Raw genomic sequence first — 17910 nt, 5'->3', positions numbered from 1 at the left:
ATTGCAGAATCTTGCAGCAAAGGTTAGCGTGCGCTCATCGTCAACGGAAGGCTGTCGATGGAAGCCGCACCCGTCCGCACCCGTGCGTCCCGCCTGGCGCCGTACGCTCTCGCCGCCGTCCTCGCCGCCACCTTGGCCGGCGTCCCGGCGCCGGTCGCCGGTGCCGCGCCCACCGGGACCGTACCCACGGGGACCGTACCCACCGGGACCGTCAGCCGCACCGAACAGTTCTACTTCCTGCTGCCGGACCGGTTCGCCAACGGCGAGCCGGGCAACGACTGGGGCGGGCTGACCGGCGACCGGCTCGTCACCGGTCACGACCCCACCGACAAGGGCTTCTACCAGGGCGGCGACCTACAGGGTGTGATCGACAACCTGGACTACATCCAGGGCCTGGGCACCACCGCCATCTGGCTCGCCCCGGTCTTCGTCAACCGACCGGTGCAGGGCAGCGGCGACGACGTGTCGGCCGGCTACCATGGATACTGGATCACCGACTTCACCCAGGTCGATCCGCACTTCGGCAGCACCGCTGACCTCAAACGGCTCGTCGACCTCGCCCACCGACGCGGCATCAAGATCTATCTGGACGTCATCGTCAACCACACCGCCGACGTCATCTCCTACGCCGAGGACAGCTACAGCTACGTCGACAAGGCCACCGAGCCGTACCGCGACGCCGCCGGCCGCCCGTTCGAGGACCGCAACCACGCCGACGGCAGCCGCGCGTTCCCGGACGTCGACACCGACTCCTTCCCGTACACCCCGGTTGTCGACCCGGCCGACGCGCGGGTCAAGGTCCCGGCCTGGCTGAACGACCCGACCATGTACCACAACCGGGGCGACAGCACCTTCGTCGGCGAGAACAGCGAGTACGGTGACTTCTTCGGCCTCGACGACCTGTGGACCGAACGTCCGGAGGTGGTCCGCGGCATGACGAAGATCTTCGCCGACTGGATTCGCGACACCGGAGTGGACGGCTACCGGCTGGACACCGTCAAACACGTCAACCTCGACTTCTGGCCGCAGTTCAGCCGGGGCATCGACGACGCCGCCCGGCGCGCCGGGCGCCCCGACTTCTTCACGTTCGGCGAGGTCTACTCCGCCGACCCCGAGGTCACCTCGACCTACGTCCGCCGGGGTGGACTACCGGCCACCCTCGACTTCGGCTTCCAGGAGGCCGCCCGGTCGTACGTCGCGGACGGCGGGCCCGCGACCGTCCTGGCCGAGCTGTACGCCGCCGACCCGCTCTACACCGCCCGGGACACCGACGCCGGCCGGCTGCCGACCTTCCTCGGCAACCACGACATGGGCCGGATCGGCACCTTCGTCGTCGACGGTGGCACCGACCCGGCCAGCCACCTGCGTCGCGACCTGCTCGCCCACGAACTGATGTTCCTCACCCGGGGCCAGCCGGTGATCTACTCCGGCGACGAACAGGGCTTCACCGGCGCCGGCGGTGACAAGGACGCGCGGCAGACCATGTTCGGCTCCCGGGTCGCCGACTACCTCGACGACGACCTGCTCGGCACCGACCGCACCCACGCCGACGACCAGTTCGACCGCGAGCACCCGCTCTACCGCGGCATCGCCGAGCTCGGCGCGCTGCGCGCCGGCCACCCGGCGTTGCGCGACGGCATCCAGGTCACCCGGTACGCCGCCGACGGCCCCGGGGTTTTCGCCTTCTCCCGCGTCGACCCGGCCGAGCGCGTCGAGTACGTCGTCGCGGTCAACAACGCCACCACCGCCCAGCAGGTCACCGTCGACACCTGGTCACCCGGTGCCACATTCACCAACGTGTACGGCGGGCACCGGCCGGTCCACGCCGACGCCGCCGGGCGGATCACGGTCACCGTGCCGGCGCTGTCCTCGCTGGTGCACCGGGCCGGCACCCCGATCCCGACGCCGACCGGCGTACCGTCGATCTCGATCACCGCCCCGGCCGACGGTGCCGCCGTCGCCACCCGGGCCGCCGTCACCGCCGAGGTGACCGGTGACCCGCTGGCCGAGGTCACCGTCGCCGCCCGGGTCGGCGACGGCACGTGGACCGTGCTCGGCCGGGCCCGGCACGCGCCGTACCAGGTGCACCACGACCTCGCCGGGTTGGCCGGCGGCACCCGGATCGAGTACAAGGCGGTGGTGCGCGACAGCAGACACCGGACCGCCACCACCAGGACCACCGCCGTGGTCGGCACCCCGCCGTCCGGTGACGCCCGCGACTGGCTGGTCGTGCACTACCAGCGACCCGACGGCGACTACGCCGACTGGGGCCTGTACACCTGGGGCGACATCGACCCCGACTGGCAGACCCCCTGGCCGGTCGGCCAGCCGTTCGTCGGTGAGGACAGCTACGGCCGGTTCGCCTGGGTGAAGCTCGCCCCCGGCGCGAAGTCGGTAGGATTCCTCGTCGTCGACGCCGACGGCACGAAGGACATCGACGTCGACCGGACCGTCGACGTGAGCGCCACCGGCGAGGTGTGGGTCAAGCAGGGCGACCCGGCGCTCTACCCGACCCGCCGCGACGCCACCGGCGAGGACGATCCACCGGTCGACGACGGCGTGGCGGTGCTGCACTACCGTCGCGCCGACGGCGACTACACCGGCTGGGGGCTGCACGTCTGGGACGGCGCCGCCACCCCCACCGACTGGGCCGACCCGCTGCCGCCCGCCGACCGCGACGACTACGGCGTCACCTTCCGGGTGCCGCTGGCCGACGGCGCCACCGGGCTGAGCTACATCGTCCACCGGGGTGACGACAAGGATCTGCCGACCGACCAGCGGCTCGACTTCGCCGCCGCCGGCCGCGAGGTGTGGCTGCTCGCCGGTGATCCGCAGCGGCTGCTGCCACCGGCGCCCGGCGGCGCCGGCCGCGACCTCGACCTGACCGCGCGGCGGGCCCACTGGATCGACCGGTCCACCGTGGCCTGGGCCACCGGACCGACCGACGGCAGACGCTACGACCTGGTCTGGGCGCCCGACGGCGGGCTGCGGGTCGACGGCGACGACCTCGTCGGCGACCACCGGTCGATCCCGCTGACCGCGCGGCGCAACGGGCTCACCGAGGACCAGCGGGCCGCGTTCCCGCACCTGTGGGCGCACCACGCGTTCACCGTCGAAGTCCGGGACCGGGCGACGGTCGCCGCCGCGCTGCGCGGCCAGGTCGCGGTCACCGAACGCGACCACGAGGGCAACCTGCTGGCCGTCACCGGCGTGCAGACGCCGGGCGTGCTCGACGACCTGTACGCCGCCGCGACGAAAGCCCCGCTCGGGGTCACCTTCACCGGCCGGCGGCCCACCCTGTCGGTCTGGGCGCCGACCGCCCGCACCGTGGCGCTGGAGTTGTTCGACACGCCGACCGCCGAGCCGCAGACCGTGGCGATGCGCCGCGACGACCGCACCGGCGTCTGGTCGGTACGCGGTGAACCGTCCTGGTCCGGCCGCTACTACCGCTACCGGGTCGACGCCTGGCAGCCGGCCGCCGGGCGGATGGTGACCGCCTCGGTCACCGACCCGTACGCGGTGGCGCTGGCCGCCGACTCCACGCACAGCCTGATCGTCGACCTCGACGACCCGGCGCTGAGCCCGGACGGCTGGACGCGGCTGCGTAAACCGGCGGCGGTGCCGGCCGGGCGGACCCAGATCCAGGAGGTGTCGGTCCGCGACTTCTCCATCGCGGACCACAGCGTCCCCGCCGAGCGGCGCGGCACCTACCTGGCGTTCACCGAGCCGGACAGCACCGGGATGCGGCATCTGACCTCGCTGGCCGACGCCGGCGTCACCCACCTGCACCTGTTGCCGACCTTCGACTTCGCCACCATCCCGGAACGCCGTGCCGCGCAGGCCGAGCCGGACTGCGACCTGGCCGCGCTGCCGGCCGACTCACCCCGCCAGCAGGAGTGCGTCGCCGCTGTGGCCGACCGTGACGGCTACAACTGGGGCTACGACCCGCTGCACTACACGGTGCCGGAGGGCGGCTACGCCACCGACCCGGACGGTGCCGCCCGGACCGGCGAGTTCCGCCAGATGGTCGCCGGGCTCAACGCCGCCGGGCTGCGGGTGGTGCTCGACGTGGTCTACAACCACACGTCGGCGGCCGGCGTGGACCGGCACTCGGTGCTGGACCAGATCGTGCCCGGCTACTACCACCGGCTGCTCGACGACGGCACCGTCGCCACCTCCACCTGCTGCGCCAACACCGCCCCGGAACACGCCATGATGGGCCGGCTGGTCGTCGACTCGGTGGTCACCTGGGCCAAGGCGTACAAGGTGGACGGTTTCCGGTTCGACCTGATGGGCCACCACCCGAAGGCCAACATCCTGGCGGTACGTCAGGCGCTGGACCGGCTGACCGTGGCCCGGGACGGGGTGGACGGCCGGTCGATCCTGCTCTACGGCGAGGGCTGGGACTTCGGCGAGGTCGCCGGCGACGCCCGGTTCGTCCAGGCCACCCAGGCCAACATGGCCGGCACCGGCGTCGGCACGTTCACCGACCGGCTGCGTGACGCGGTGCGCGGCGGTGGCCCGTTCGACGTCAACCCCCGGGTGCAGGGCTTCGCCACCGGCCTGTTCACCGATCCGAACGGTGACCCGGTCAACGGCAGCCGCGCCGAGCAGCAGACCCGGCTGCGCCACCAGCAGGACCTGATCAAGGTCGGGCTGACCGGCAACCTGGCCGGCTACACGTTCACCGCCGCCAGCGGCGACCGGGTGACCGGCGCCGACATCGACTACAACGGCTCACCGGCCGGCTACACGGCCGCACCCGGGGAGGCGGTCAGCTACGTCGACGCCCACGACAACGAGATCCTCTACGACGCGCTGGCGTACAAGCTGCCGGCCGGCACGTCGGCCGCCGACCGGTCCCGCGCCCAGCTGCTCGCCCTGTCGACGGTGATCTTCGCCCAGGGCACCGGGTTCGTCACCGCCGGCAGTGAACGGCTGCGCTCCAAGTCGTTGGACCGCAACTCGTACAACTCGGGGGACTGGTTCAACCAGATCCGCTGGGACTGCGAAGCCGGCAACGGATTCGGTGCCGGGCTGCCGCCGGCCGCCGACAACGCCGACAAGTGGCCGTACGCCGGGCCGCTGCTCGCCGACCCGGCCCTGGTGCCGGACTGCGCCACGATCGAGGCGACCGCCGCCCGGTACGCCGAACTGCTGCGGATCCGTGCCTCGTCACCGGTGTTCGCCCTGTCCACCGCCCGCGAGGTGCAGCAGCGGGTCAGCTTTCCGCTGGCCGGGCCGGCCGAGACTCCCGGCGTGATCACCATGCGGCTGCGCTCCGCCGGCCTGGACCGGCGGTGGCGGTCGGTGACGGTGATCTTCAACGCGACTCCGCAGACCGCCCGGCAGCGGCTGCCCGAGCTGCGCCGGGCCACCGTCGAGCTGCACCCGGTGCTGCGCGACTCGGCCGACCCGGTGAGCCGGCAGGCTGGCTTCGACACCGCCACCGGCACGTTCACCGTGCCGCCGCGTACCGTGGCGGTCTTCGTCCAGCCGACCTGACGGCCCACCGGATCGGCACCGGGGTCAGGTGAACCCGCGCCGGGCCGTCGGGGTCAGGGCAGTCGGGGGCCGGCGTCGCGCTGCGCCGCCAACCAGGCCTCGACCTCGTCGGCCTGCCGAGGCAGCCCGGCCGACAGGTTCACCGCACCGGCGGCGGTGACCAGCACGTCGTCCTCGATCCGGATGCCGACGCCGCGCAGCTCCTCGGGCACCAGCTCGTCCTCCGGCTGAAAGTACAGGCCGGGCTCGACGGTCAGCACGTACCCCTCGCCGAGCTCGCCGTCACGGTAACGTTCCTTACGGGCGTACGAGCAGTCGTGCACGTCGATGCCGAGCATGTGGCCGAAGCCGTGCAGCGTCCACCGGCGGTAGACGGTCGACTCCTTGTCCATTGCCTCGTCCACGCTGACCGGCAGCACGCCCAGCTCGGCCAGGCCTTCGGCGAGCACCCGCATGCAGGTCTGGTGCACGTCGCTGAACTTCACCCCCGGCTTGATGTAGTCCATGCCGGCCTGCTGCGCGGCGTACACGATGTCGTAGACCTGGCGCTGCAGGGCGGTGAACCGGCCGGACACCGGCAGGGTCCGGGTCACGTCGGCGGTGTAGAGATGGTGCCCCTCCACACCCATGTCCATCAGCAGCAGTTCACCCGGACGGGTGACGCCGTCGTTGCGTACCCAGTGCAGGATCGTCGCGTGCGCGCCCGCGCCGACGATCGAACCGTAACCGACGTCGTTGCCGTCGTGCCGGGCCCGCAGCGCGAAGACCCCTTCCAGCAGCCGCTCGGCGACCGGCCGGTCGGCCGGCAGCACCCGGGCCACGTCCTCGAAGCCGCGGACCGTCGCGTCGATCGCCGCCTGCAGCTGGGCGACCTCCCACTCGTCCTTGACCAGCTTCGCCTCGGCGATCGCCGTGGCCAGCTCGCGGTCGCGGGCCCCGGCGTCGTCGCCGCTGTCGTACGGCAGCACCGCCGCGTCCACCCGCGGGTCGAAGCCGCGCAGCACCCGGGTCCGGGCCGGCGCGCACCCGGCCAGCGCCTGCGGCAGCTCACTGAGCGGCGCTGTACGCAGACCCAGCTCGGTCGACTTCTCCGCCAGGGTGCGCCGCCGGCCCACCCACAGCTCGCCGTCGCGGCTGCGGAAGAACTCGTCGTTGTCCCGCGACGACCGCTGCCGGGTGTAGAGCACCGCGTCGTGTCCGTCCCCGGTCGGGTACAGCACCAGCACGCTGTCCGGATCGTGGTCACCGGTCAGGTAGACGAAGTCGCTGCCCGGCCGGAACGGGTAATCGGTGTCGTTGGCCCGGGTCTTCTCGGTGCCGGTGGGCACCACCAGGGTCTCGCCGGGGAAGGCGTCGGCGAGGGCGGCGCGACGGCGGGCGTGGTTCGGCGCCTCGGCGCGCGGGGCGAGCGGCAACGTGTCGTCGCGCCAGCCGGTGCGCATGAACTCCAGGAGCTTCTCCGGGAAGTCCGGGTCGTGCGACTCGGTGCGCGGCTGCTCGGCGACGACCTCGGCGGTCGTCTCGGTGCCTTCGGCGGTCATCTCGGTGCCGGTGGCTCCGGCCCGGTCCGGTGCCGTGCCCTCGGTCTGATCTTGTGTCATTTGCGTCCTCCCCACGGTTGGGCGTACTCGACGGTACCGCGTGACCGGCACGTGAAAAGATGTCTGCCATGTGCGGACTCCTGGCCTTTTTCAGCGCCCGCGGCGACGCCGGCGCACACCGCGACGCGATCGCCCACGCGTTGGAATGCCTGCACCACCGTGGCCCGGACGAGACCGGCGTGGAGGTGATCGGCGACCCGACCGGCCGGTGGGCGGACGCGGTGTTCGCGCACAAGCGGCTGGCCATCATCGACGTGGCGTCCAGCCAGGAGCCGCTCGCCTACGCCGACGGCCGCTACCTGCTCACCTTCAACGGCGAGATCTACAACTACATCGAGCTGCGGGACCAGCTGGTCCGGGAGTTCGGCGCGCAGTTCGCCACCGCCGGCGACGGTGAGGTGATCGTCGCCGGGTACCACTACTGGGGCGAGAAGGTGCTGCACAAGCTGCGCGGCATGTTCGCCTTCGTGATCTGGGACCGGCAGCGGCGTCGCGCCTTCGGCGCCCGGGACTACTTCGGCATCAAGCCGCTGCACTACCTGCAGACCCCGGACGGCATCTACCTGGCCTCGGAGAAGAAGGCGCTACTGCCGTTCTCCGCCGCCGCGGGTGCCGGGGACGCCGGGGTGGACACCGCGAATCTGTCGCACTATCTGACCCTGCAGTACGTGCCCGAGCCGCGCACCCTGCACTCCGGAATCAGCCGGATCGGCTCCGGGGAGTGCCTGACCTGGTCGCCGCCGGCGCTGGACCCGACGACCGGTGGGCCGGCGCCGGACCCGGCCGGCGGGGTGCAGGTCCGCCGCTGGTACCAGCCGATCTTCCGGCCGACGCCGACGCCGGACCCGCAGCGGCTGTACGACGAGATCCGCGAGACGCTGCGGGAGAGCGTACGCATGCACATGCGGGCCGACGTGCCGGTCGGAGCGTTCCTGTCCAGCGGCATCGACTCGACCGCGGTGGTGGCGCTGGCCCGCGAGTTCAACCCGAACATCCTGACCTTCACCGTCGGGTACGACGTGTCGGGCTACTCGGAGATCGAGGTCGCCCAGGACTCGGCCCGGCACCTGAACGTGACCACCATCCCGACGAAGATCGGGCCGCAGGACATGATGGAGGCGCTGCCGCGCATCGTCTGGCACCTGGACGACCCGGTGGCCGACCCGGCGCTGGTGCCGCTGTACTTCGTGGCGCAGAAGGCCGCCGAACACGTGACTGTGGTGCTCTCCGGCGAAGGCGCGGACGAGTTCTTCGGCGGCTACACCATCTACCGCGAGCCGCTGTCGCTGGGCGCGGTGCACGGACTGCCGGATCCGATGCAGAAAGGGCTGCGAGCCGTCTCGAAGGTGATCCCACAGGGGGTCAAGGGCAAGAGTTTCCTGGAGCGGGGCACCACCCCGATCGAGGAGCGCTACTACGGCAACGCGCGGATGTTCACCGAGGAGGAGAAGCGGCACCTGCTGCGTCGCTACGACCCGTCGGTGCGCTACACCGACGTGACCGCGCCGATTTACGCCGAGTGCGCCGAGCTCGACGACGTCACCAAGATGCAGTACGTCGACCTGTACACCTGGCTGCGCGGCGACATCCTGGTCAAGGCGGACCGGATCTCGATGGCGCATTCGCTGGAGGTGCGGGTGCCGTTCCTGGACAAGGAGGTCTTCGACGTAGCCGCGAAGATCCCGGTGGAGCTACGGCTGCCGCCCCGCTCCGACGCCACCAAGTACGCGATGCGTCAGGCCTTGCAGGGCGTGGTACCGCCGGCCATCGTGAACCGCCGCAAGCTCGGCTTCCCGACCCCGACCCGGGTGTGGTTGCGCGGCGAGATGTACGAGTGGGCCCGGCACATCTTCGCCACCTCGGGCGCCGGTGACCTGCTCGACCTGTCGTACGCGATGCGGCTGCTCGACGAGCACAAGCGTGAGGAGGCCGACCACTCCCGCAAGGTGTGGACGGTGCTGGTGTTCTGCATCTGGCACGCGATCTTCGTGGAGCGTTCGCTCGACCCCGGCATCCGGCGCAACCAGTCGGCGCTGCTCACCAAGCCGGTGGTCGGGTCGATGGTGGCCTGACCCATCGCGGTCACGCACCGCCGGGACTACCGAGGTCACGCGTCGACTGGGTCTGCGAGGCCACGCGCCGAGCGGGCCCGGCAGCGTTTCGCGCTGCCGGGCCCGGTCAGGTGGGAATCTGTCGTGTGCGGCGGTGGATCAGCTCGCGGAGCAGGCCGTCGACGGTGTGCCGGGGCTGCCGTTGGCGACGAAGCCGAACGTGGTCGACCCGCTCGGCGACAGTGACCCGTTCCAGGCCGCGTTGCGGACGGTGACACTCGATCCGCTCACCGTGTGGGTGCCGCTCCACAGGCTGTTGATGGTGACCCCGCTGCCGAAGTTCAGGGTCGTGGTCCATCCGCCGATGCTCGCGGAACTGTTGTTGGTGACCGTCACCTCACCCTGGAATCCACCGGACCAGGAGCTGGTGGTCCGGTAGGTCGCCGAGCAGCCGCCGGTGGGCGGGTTGCTGGTCGGCGGCGCGGTGGTCGGGGGCGCGGTGGTCGGCGGGGCCGTGGTGGGCGGCGGAGCGGTGGTCGGCGGCGGGGTCGGGTTCGGGTTGCCCCCGATCCCGGTGACCTCACCGTTGCCACCGTCGAACGTGACGTCCGAGCAACCGAAGAAGTTCTCCTGGCTGTCCGAGCGGACCCACCGCGAGTAGATGATGTGCCGGCCGCTCTTGTTGCTGGGCAGGTTGCCGCTGAAGTAGTAGTGGCCGTCGTTGGTGCCGACCGCGCCGCGCTGCGGCGGGTTGGTCACCGTCAGGAACGGCGTCGCCTCCAGGTCGCTCCAGGCCAGCGCGCGGTTCGGGCTCCAGCTGTCCTTGGTCACGTAGAAGTAGAACGTGCCAGGGTGGTGGGCCCAGTTGCTGTACTTGAACTCCATCCGGGCACCGGCGGTCAGGTGGGTCAGTGGCCAGTCGTTGCGGGCCAGGTTGTAGCCGGAGAAGCCGGAGTTACCACCGCTGCACAGCTGTCCGTCGGGGATGAAACCGGTGGTGCGGCCACCCGCGTCGGAGCGCAGCACGCTGAACCAGTTGTACAGCGAGTTGGCGCCGCTCTGGGCGACGGCGGCCGAGCAGGCCGGGTTCTGCGGGATGATCTGGCCGGTCTGCGTCAGACCGTCGACCCAGCAGAGGTAGGTGCGGCTGCCCGGCGTCATGGCGGCACCGTGCGCGGAAGCCGCGTTGGGGGTCACCACCGTGAGCAGGCCGGCGGTGAGCGCGGAAGCGGCGGCAACTACCGCCACTCTGCGTAGAGCTTTCACCGAGACTCCTTCGTGAACCAGTCCACGGCGCGGGACAGACCCGGGCCGGCGGACAGGGCGATGGGTTCCGACATAACGGAACGTCAGGAAACATGAGGAGGAACGGCGAGGGCCGGCCGTGCCGCGGACGCGGTTGACCGACGTGCCGTCCGATGGACGTCTAGCGCGCTCGCGCAGCTCCCGGCGAGTCCGAAAGACAGCGAGTTGCCCCCACGCTGTCCTGGTAATCGATATCCCACCATACATCGATCGGAAGTGCAATAGTCGCTGCTCGATGTGCGGCGCGAGGTGCGGGGTGGCGACCGGTGCCCGGGCGCCGACCTGGCAGACTTCGGAGCGGCGAAACTGCAGGTGGGAGGAGATCCATGCGGTACGCGGTGGTGCTCGGCGAGGCACTGATCGACCTGCTCGACGGCGAATGTGCCGGCCAACCGGTCTACCGCCAGGTGATCGGCGGGGCACCGCTGAACGTCGCGGTCGGCGTCGCCCGGCTCGGCGGCGCGGTCGAGTTCGCCGGGACCCTCGGCGACGATCCGCTCGCCGACCGGATCCGCGACTTCCTGCGTACCGCCGGGGTCGGCGACCGGGCCCTGGCCACCGTGCCCGCGCCCACCACCCTGGCGGTGGCCACCTTCACCGGCGCCGAGCCGGACTTCCGCTTCTACGGCGACCCGCCCTCGTATGGACTGCTCGAACCGGCCAGCCTCGACGGGAAACTCGTCGGCGGCGCCGCTGTGCTTTACTGCGGCTCCATCGCGCTGCTGTGCGAGCCGACCCTGACCGCTGCCCGGCAGGCCTGGGCGGACACCGGCGGGCTGCGGGTCTTCGACCCCAACGTCCGGCCCCGGCTGCTGCCCGACGCCGCTTCGCTGGCCGCGTACCGGCAGGTCGTCGCCGGCTTCGCGGCAACCGCCGACCTGGTCAAGCTCAGCGCCGCCGACGCCGAGGCGCTCTACGACGGCGCCGACCCGGTGACCGCCGCCGCGCTGCTGCACGATCTCGGCGCCGGTGCGGTGGTGGTCACCCGGGGTGCGGACGGCGCCCTGGTCAGCGCCGGCCGCGAGGTGCTGACCGTGGCCGCCCCGACGGTGGCTGCGGTCGACGCCACCGGCGCCGGCGACTCGGTGATGGCCGCACTGATCGCCGAACTGCTCGGCACCGGGCTGCCGGCCGACGCCGCCGGCTGGGCCGCCCGGGTCGGGTTCGCCCTACAGGTGGCGGGGCTGGTGTGCGAGTCACCGGGCGGCGCGGTGTCGATGCCCACCCGGGCGGCCGTCGCCGAACGTTTCGGCTGACCTTTTGCGCCCGGCTGACCTGGTCGTCGCTGACGTTGGCGTCGAGACCGGGTTGGCGCAGCACGTGCACCCGGTCGGCGACCTCGGTGACGGTCGGCTCCATCCAGGTGGGAATCCACGTGGGACCCAGGTTTCGCGGACATTTCAGACGAGTATCGCTGGAAACCTTGACCGGTGGATGTGAGCGCTAACAGGATGAGGCTCCCGTCACGTTCGCGTCTGGAGCTCCATGCAAGCGTCCATCGGCCGCCACGTTCCCCGTAGCTCATCGACACGCAGGCCCAATCCTGTCCGGACCGAGCTCGTACCGGTCCGCCTCGCCAGAATTGTCAGACGGTGCGTTGCGGCGATCGCCCGGATCCCTGCGATGGTTAGCGCTCACTGGGCCAGCCTTCGACGCCGCCTCGCGTACATCTCGGCCGGCGTTCTCCTCTGTGGCGTACTGTCACCGGTCGGCGGGACGGCGCACGCCGCCGAGACCTGGTCCCCGCGCTCGTCGTACACGTCGACCGACAACGGCGACGGCACATACTCCGTACCGCTGCTGCGCTCCGACGTGCCGGACATCAGCGTCGAGCGGGTCCCGGCCGCCGAGAACGACGAAGGCCGGGACACCTACTACATGATCAGCACCACGATGCACCTCAGCCCTGGTGCGCCGATCATGAAGTCCTACGACCTGGTCAACTGGGAGATCGTCAACTACGTGTTCGACCGGGCGAGCATCGGCGACTCGTTCTCGCTGCGCAACGGAGGGAACTCGTACGGCCAGGGCCAGTGGGCGTCGTCGCTGCGCTACCACGACGGCATGTTCTACGTCGCGTTCAACACCAACAACCTCGGCGGCGCGTACATCTACCGTACCGATGACGTCGAAAACGGTGCCTGGCAGCGGACCCCGCTCGGCCGGGGCCTGCACGACCCGTCGCTGTTCTTCGACGTCGACGGCACCCCGTACATCTTCTACGGGTCCGGCGGCACCAGCGCGGTACGGCTCAACGCCGACCTGACCACGATCGAACAGGACTACCCGAACATCTTCACCGCCGCCGACTACGCCGGCCAGCCGTTCATCGGCGGACTGTTCGAAGGCGCCCAGTTCTACTACATCGACGGCTACTACTACGCCGTGATCATCACCTGGCCGTCCGGGCAGGGCCGGCAGGTCGTCATGTTCCGCTCGACCGAACTGCTCGGCCGCTACACCTCGGCCGGCGGCGTCAACACCTACGTTGCCCGTGGAGTGCTCAACTCCAACGGCTTCGCCCAGGGCAGCCTGGTGCCGATCGCCGCCGCTGACGGCGGCACCGACTGGCACGGCATGTTCTTCCGCGACACGTTCCCGATCGGCCGCATCCCGGCGCTGATCCCGGCCACCTGGTCGGACGGCTGGCCGGTCTTCGGCACCGACGGCGTCGTGCCGGTCGGTGGCGTGTTCGACAAGCCGATCCGGCTCAGCGCGGCCGATGAGCTGTTCCAACGGCAGAAAAGCATCGTCGTCTCCGACGACTTCGCCAACGACGCCCCGCACAAGGCGTACCAGGACGAACAGTGGACGATCCCGACGCCGCCCGCCATCGACGACTCGCTGATCGGCATCGAACTGCTCGACAACGCCGGCTTCGAATCCGGCGCGCTCACCCCGTGGGGCGCGCAGTACGGCGCCACGCTCAGCCTGGACTCCACCGACCCGGCCAGCGGGTCGGCGGCGCTGCGGGTGAGCAACCGGACCCTCAACGGCTCCGGCCCGCACCAGTTCGTCAACGGCAAGATGCAGCACGGGGTCACCTACACCGTGTCCGCGAAAGTCAAATACCTGTCGGGTCCGGCCAGCGTGCGGTTCCACCTGGTCGCCGACTGGGGCGGCGGTGTGCAGGTGATGGCCGCCGGTGACGTGCCGGCCGGCCAGTGGACCACCGTCACCGGCCGCTACACCGTGCCGGCCTCGGCCAACCTGGGCAACTTCAAGTTCGCCGTCGAGACGCCCTGGGCCAACCCGCAGCCACCGTCGTCGAGCGTCGAGTACCTGCTCGACGACGTGTCGATCGTCGGGCAGCCGTCGACCATCGAACACCCGACCGAGGCCGAGATCGCCCCCAACGGCTCCCGGCTCGACATGGCCTGGGAGTGGAACCACGCCCCGGACAACCGCTACTGGTCGCTCACCGACCGCGACGGCTGGCTGCGCCTGACCAACGGCAAGGTCGTCACCGGCGGGTACGTCTACACGAAGTTGTCCAACCGGGCCGAGCTCGCCTGGTTCGAGGAGGCCCGCAACACCCTGTCGCAGCGCACGTTCGGCCCGCGACAGTCGGCCGAGACCAAGATGGACATCTCGGCGATGCGCGACGGCGACGTCGCCGGTCTCGCCGCCTACAACCGGGGCTTCTCGTACGCGGCGGTCAAGCGCGTCGACGGGGTCAACACCCTCGGCGTGGTCAACCGGGGACAACCGTTCGCCGGCGACCTCGACCAGACCACGCTGGAGACCTTCCTGCCGGGTACGACCGTGGCCCTCGGCGACGCCACCGAGGTGCACCTCAAAGCCGACCTCGACTTCGCCTCGCCGACCGGGCAGCTCTGGACCACCTTCCACTACAGCCTCGACGGGCTCAGCTGGACCCCACTCGGGGACCGGGTCGGCCCGCAGACCCTCGACGGTTCCCTGGCCCACTTCATGGGTCACCGGGTCGGCCTGTTCACCTACGCCACTGAGACCACCGGCGGGTACGTCGACTTCGACCACTACCTGCTCAGCGACACCCTGACCGCGCAGGCCCAGCCGCTGCGTACCGCCGACCTCGACGCCGCCATCGCGCACGCGGCGACGCTGCGCGAAGCCGACTACCCGGCGGACGCCTGGGCCGCGATGCGGGCCGCCCTCGACGACGCGGTGGCCGCGCGAGCCGGCCAGTTCGGCACCCAGAACCAGATCGACGCCCCGGAACGGGCGCTCAGCTACCAGTTGGCCCGGCTCGGCGTGCTCAAGCTCGACACGCCGGCGCTGGTGTCGGTCGACACGTCGAGCCGCTGCCTGGCCAAGAAGGTCCAGCTGGTCGTGCACCTGACCGGTGCGGCGTCGTCGCGGGTGACCGGCACCGTGACCTCGCCGTACGGGACCAAGGAGTACGGAATACAGCCGGACGCCGGCAAGGTGCGCACCTTCCCGACCGGCGCGGCGTCGATGCCGGCCGGCGAGGTGACGGTGACCGCCACGGCACGTGTCGACGGCACCCCGGTCAGCACGACGGTGACGGTCCCGTACGACGCCCACGTCTGCCAGTGACCGAACGTCCACCCACCAACCGGAACCACTCAGAGAGGATGCTCGTGAGACGACACGTGACAACGGCGGCCCGACGACGGGTCGGCGCGCTCGCGGCGGTCGGCGCCCTGGTGGCCGCCGGGCTCGTCGCCCCGACGTCGCCGGTGTACGCCGCCGACGCCGACCTCATCGTCAACGGCGGGTTCGAAGCTGGACTCGACGGCTGGTTCGCCAACAACGGCAACGCCACCGACAGCGCGACGCTGACGCCGACCGACGACGCCTACTCGGGGGCGAGCGCGGTCCTCGTCACCGATCGGACGACCACCGGATCCGGTCCGATGCAGAACCTGTCCGGCAAGGTACAGGCCGGGCAGACCTACGCCCTGACCGCCCGGATCAAGTACGACAACGCGGCCTCGCCGGCGACCAAGCAGTTCTTCGCCACGATGCACTACGGCGGGGCGACGTACACCAACCTGGTCAGCGTGACCGCGACCAAGGGCCAGTGGGCGCAGTTCTCCGGGCAGTTCACCATCCCGGCCAGCCAGAACGTCGCGACGGCACGGCTGTTCTTCGAGACGCCGTGGACGTCGAACCCGTCGGCGGACCCGGACCTGCACCTGATGGACTTCACCCTGGACGACGTGTCGGTGGTCGGCGCTGCGCCGCCGCCGGCACCGTCGAAGACCATCGAGGTCGTCGGCAAGCTGCCCGGCGAGCACAACCCGTTGATCGGGCACAAGTTCGGCGCCGACGGGTACGGCTTCGTCCACGACGGCCGGGTCTACCTGTACATGACCAACGACACTCAGGGGTACGCCCCCGACCCGAACACCGGCGTCTCGCCCGGCATCAACTACGGCGACATCAACCAGATCACGGTGATCTCGACGACCGACATGGTCAACTGGACCGACCACGGCGAGATCCAGGTCGCCGGTCCGAACGGTGTCGCGCCGTTCACCAACAACTCGTGGGCACCCGGCATGGCCCGCAAGGTGGTCGACGGCGAGGAAAAGTTCTTCCTCTACTACGCCAACGGCGGGGGATCGAGCAACGTGATCACCGGCGCGTCGCCGCTCGGGCCGTGGGTCAGCGAGCGGACGAGCACGCTGATCGACGGCCGTACGCCCGGCGCCGAGGACGTCGCCTGGAAGTTCGACCCGGCGCCGTTCGTCGACGACGACGGCGAGGAGTACCTCTACTTCGGTGGCGGTCCCGCGTCGACCAGCATGCCGCCGGAAGAGCGGTTCAACAACCCCAAGAACCTGCGGGCGATCGAACTCGGCGCGGACATGGTGTCGACCGAGGGTACGGCCGCGGTGGTGGACGCGCCGGTGGCCTTCGAAGCGGCCCAGGTGTTCAAGCGTGACGGCAAGTACTACCTGTCGTACTCGTCGCACTTCGGCGGGCCGGACTTCGGCGGCAACCAGACGCCGCTGCCCGGTTACCCCGGCGGCGGCCAGATCGGCTACCTGATCTCCGACGACCCGATGTCGTGGCCGAAGGAGACGTATGCGGGTGTGCTGTTCCCGAATCAGTCGCAGTTCTTCGGGGCCGGCACCGGCGGCAACAACCACCAGTCCGTGTTCGAGTACGAGGGCAAGTACTACTTCACCCACCACGCCCCGACGCTGAACAAGCGGATCAACGGCAACACCACCCAGGGCTACCGTAGCCCGCACATCCAGGAACTCACCTTCAACTCCGACGGCACCATCCAGCAGGTCGTCGGCACCTACGCCGGCGTGGAGCAGGTCCGCGACTTCGACCCGTACCGCGTCTTCGAGGCCGAGACGTTCGGCTGGAGCAAGGGGGTCGCGACCGCGAAGGTCGACGGCGGATCCCCGCAGTTCGGCGACGCGGCACCCAACCTGGTGGTGCGCGACGTCGACAACGGCGACTGGACGGCGCTGTCGTCGGTGGACTTCGGTGCCGGGGCGGCGAGCCTGACGGCGAAGGTCCGTCCGCTGGTGGCCGGCGGGACGATCGAGGTGCGGCTCGGCGACGTGACCGCGCCGGTGGTGGCGACGATCCCGGTCGACGCGCCGCTGGGCGAGTGGACCGAGCTGACCGCGTCCCTCGACGGCGTCACCGGGGTGCACGACGTGTACTTCACCTACGCCGGCCCGGCCGGGGAGGACCTGTTCGAGCTGGACACCTGGGCGTTCGCGCGGGACCTGGCGGTCTCGGCGACCGGCAGCGTCCGGTGCTTCGGGCGTAACGCCCAGCTGGTCGTCGACGTCACCAACGACGCCTCGGCCCGGATCACCGGGTCGGTGGCGACGGACTACGGGACCAAGGAGTACGGCGTCCAGCCGGGGACGAGCAAGGCGCGGACGTTCCCGACCGGGACGGCGACCGTACCGGCTGGTGTGGCGACGGTGACCGCCTCGGCGAAGGTCGACGGTGCCCTGGTGTCGGTGACCCTTGACGTGCCGTACGAGGCACATTCCTGCGGTTTGACCTGACGTCTGTTTCTCTGCGGTACGGGGCGGCCCAGTCTTCCGGGCCGCCCTTTACCGTCGCCCGTGACATGTCTGATTGGCATCTCCCCCTGCGGAGTACCGCCCATCGGTCTTACCCAGTCGGCGGTGGTCGTGGGGCGCTTGGTGTGTGCGCCCGCGACCCCGAGGCAGCCAAACTGTTCACCCTCGACGCGTACGTCGCCGATCCGGCCATCCGCCGCAGGGCCTGGCAGGGACGCCGCGACCACGCCGCCTGGACGTCGAGGTCGCCGCCGAGTCCGGCGCCCGCGTCGTGATCATCAACGCCGCGCCGACACCGTACGACGCGATCGCCGACGCGGTGGTGCGTGAACCGATCGGTACGGTCCTGCCGGCACTCGCCTCGAAGTGAATGGCTCTCGGGGTGAGCGGCGTGACCCGGTCGGGTCGGGACCAACGTCCCTGGTGACCGGGTCG

At 70.7% G+C, this 17910-nt stretch carries 8 protein-coding genes; 6 read left to right on the top strand and 2 right to left on the bottom strand.

All coding sequences use genetic code 11. The features are described from left to right. The first annotated feature begins 57 nt into the window (after positions 1–57). A complete protein-coding gene (gene pulA / locus O7629_RS14950) occupies positions 58–5505 on the top strand; it encodes a pullulanase-type alpha-1,6-glucosidase (RefSeq protein ID WP_278169870.1) in 5448 nt (1815 codons plus the stop codon). Positions 5506–5558: 53 nt separating this feature from the next. Here the strand turns inward: pulA and O7629_RS14945 are convergent, their stop codons facing one another. Then, on the bottom strand, positions 5559–7046 hold the full coding sequence (locus tag O7629_RS14945; protein WP_278174536.1) for an aminopeptidase P family protein: 1488 nt from the start codon (positions 7044–7046) through the stop codon (positions 5559–5561). Positions 7047–7174: 128 nt separating this feature from the next. On the opposite strand from O7629_RS14945, the gene asnB reads away from it, so the two are divergent. After that, positions 7175–9178 (top strand): asparagine synthase (glutamine-hydrolyzing), encoded by a 2004-nt coding sequence (asnB, locus tag O7629_RS14940; RefSeq protein WP_123602388.1) that lies wholly within the window; start codon positions 7175–7177, stop codon positions 9176–9178. Between the two features lie 138 nt (positions 9179–9316). On the opposite strand, the gene O7629_RS14935 is transcribed toward asnB, so the two are convergent. After that, positions 9317–10366, bottom strand: coding sequence for a lytic polysaccharide monooxygenase (locus tag O7629_RS14935; protein ID WP_278174535.1), 1050 nt, complete (start codon positions 10364–10366; stop codon positions 9317–9319). Between the two features lie 422 nt (positions 10367–10788). Between O7629_RS14935 and O7629_RS14930 the strand changes: the two genes are divergently transcribed. The 4 genes from O7629_RS14930 (at position 10789) to O7629_RS14915 (ending at position 17750) form a co-directional block, all read left to right on the top strand. Continuing rightward, entirely contained in the window at positions 10789–11718 is a 930-nt protein-coding gene (locus tag O7629_RS14930) for a carbohydrate kinase (protein WP_278169869.1), read from the top strand. A 367-nt stretch (positions 11719–12085) separates the two neighbouring features. Further along, the gene (locus O7629_RS14925) at positions 12086–15004 is read left to right on the top strand and encodes a family 43 glycosylhydrolase (RefSeq protein ID WP_278169868.1); all 2919 of its coding nucleotides are present in this window, start codon (positions 12086–12088) and stop codon (positions 15002–15004) included. Positions 15005–15048: 44 nt separating this feature from the next. Continuing rightward, positions 15049–17457 (top strand): family 43 glycosylhydrolase, encoded by a 2409-nt coding sequence (locus tag O7629_RS14920; protein WP_278169867.1) that lies wholly within the window; start codon positions 15049–15051, stop codon positions 17455–17457. Between the two features lie 143 nt (positions 17458–17600). Next, the gene (locus O7629_RS14915; RefSeq protein ID WP_278169866.1) at positions 17601–17750 is read left to right on the top strand and encodes a hypothetical protein; all 150 of its coding nucleotides are present in this window, start codon (positions 17601–17603) and stop codon (positions 17748–17750) included. Positions 17751–17910: the final 160 nt, after the last annotated feature.

The sequence above is a fragment of the Solwaraspora sp. WMMD792 genome, from assembly GCF_029626105.1.
Lineage (GTDB): Bacteria > Actinomycetota > Actinomycetes > Mycobacteriales > Micromonosporaceae > Micromonospora_E.
This window is presented reverse-complemented; position numbering and strand designations above follow the sequence as displayed.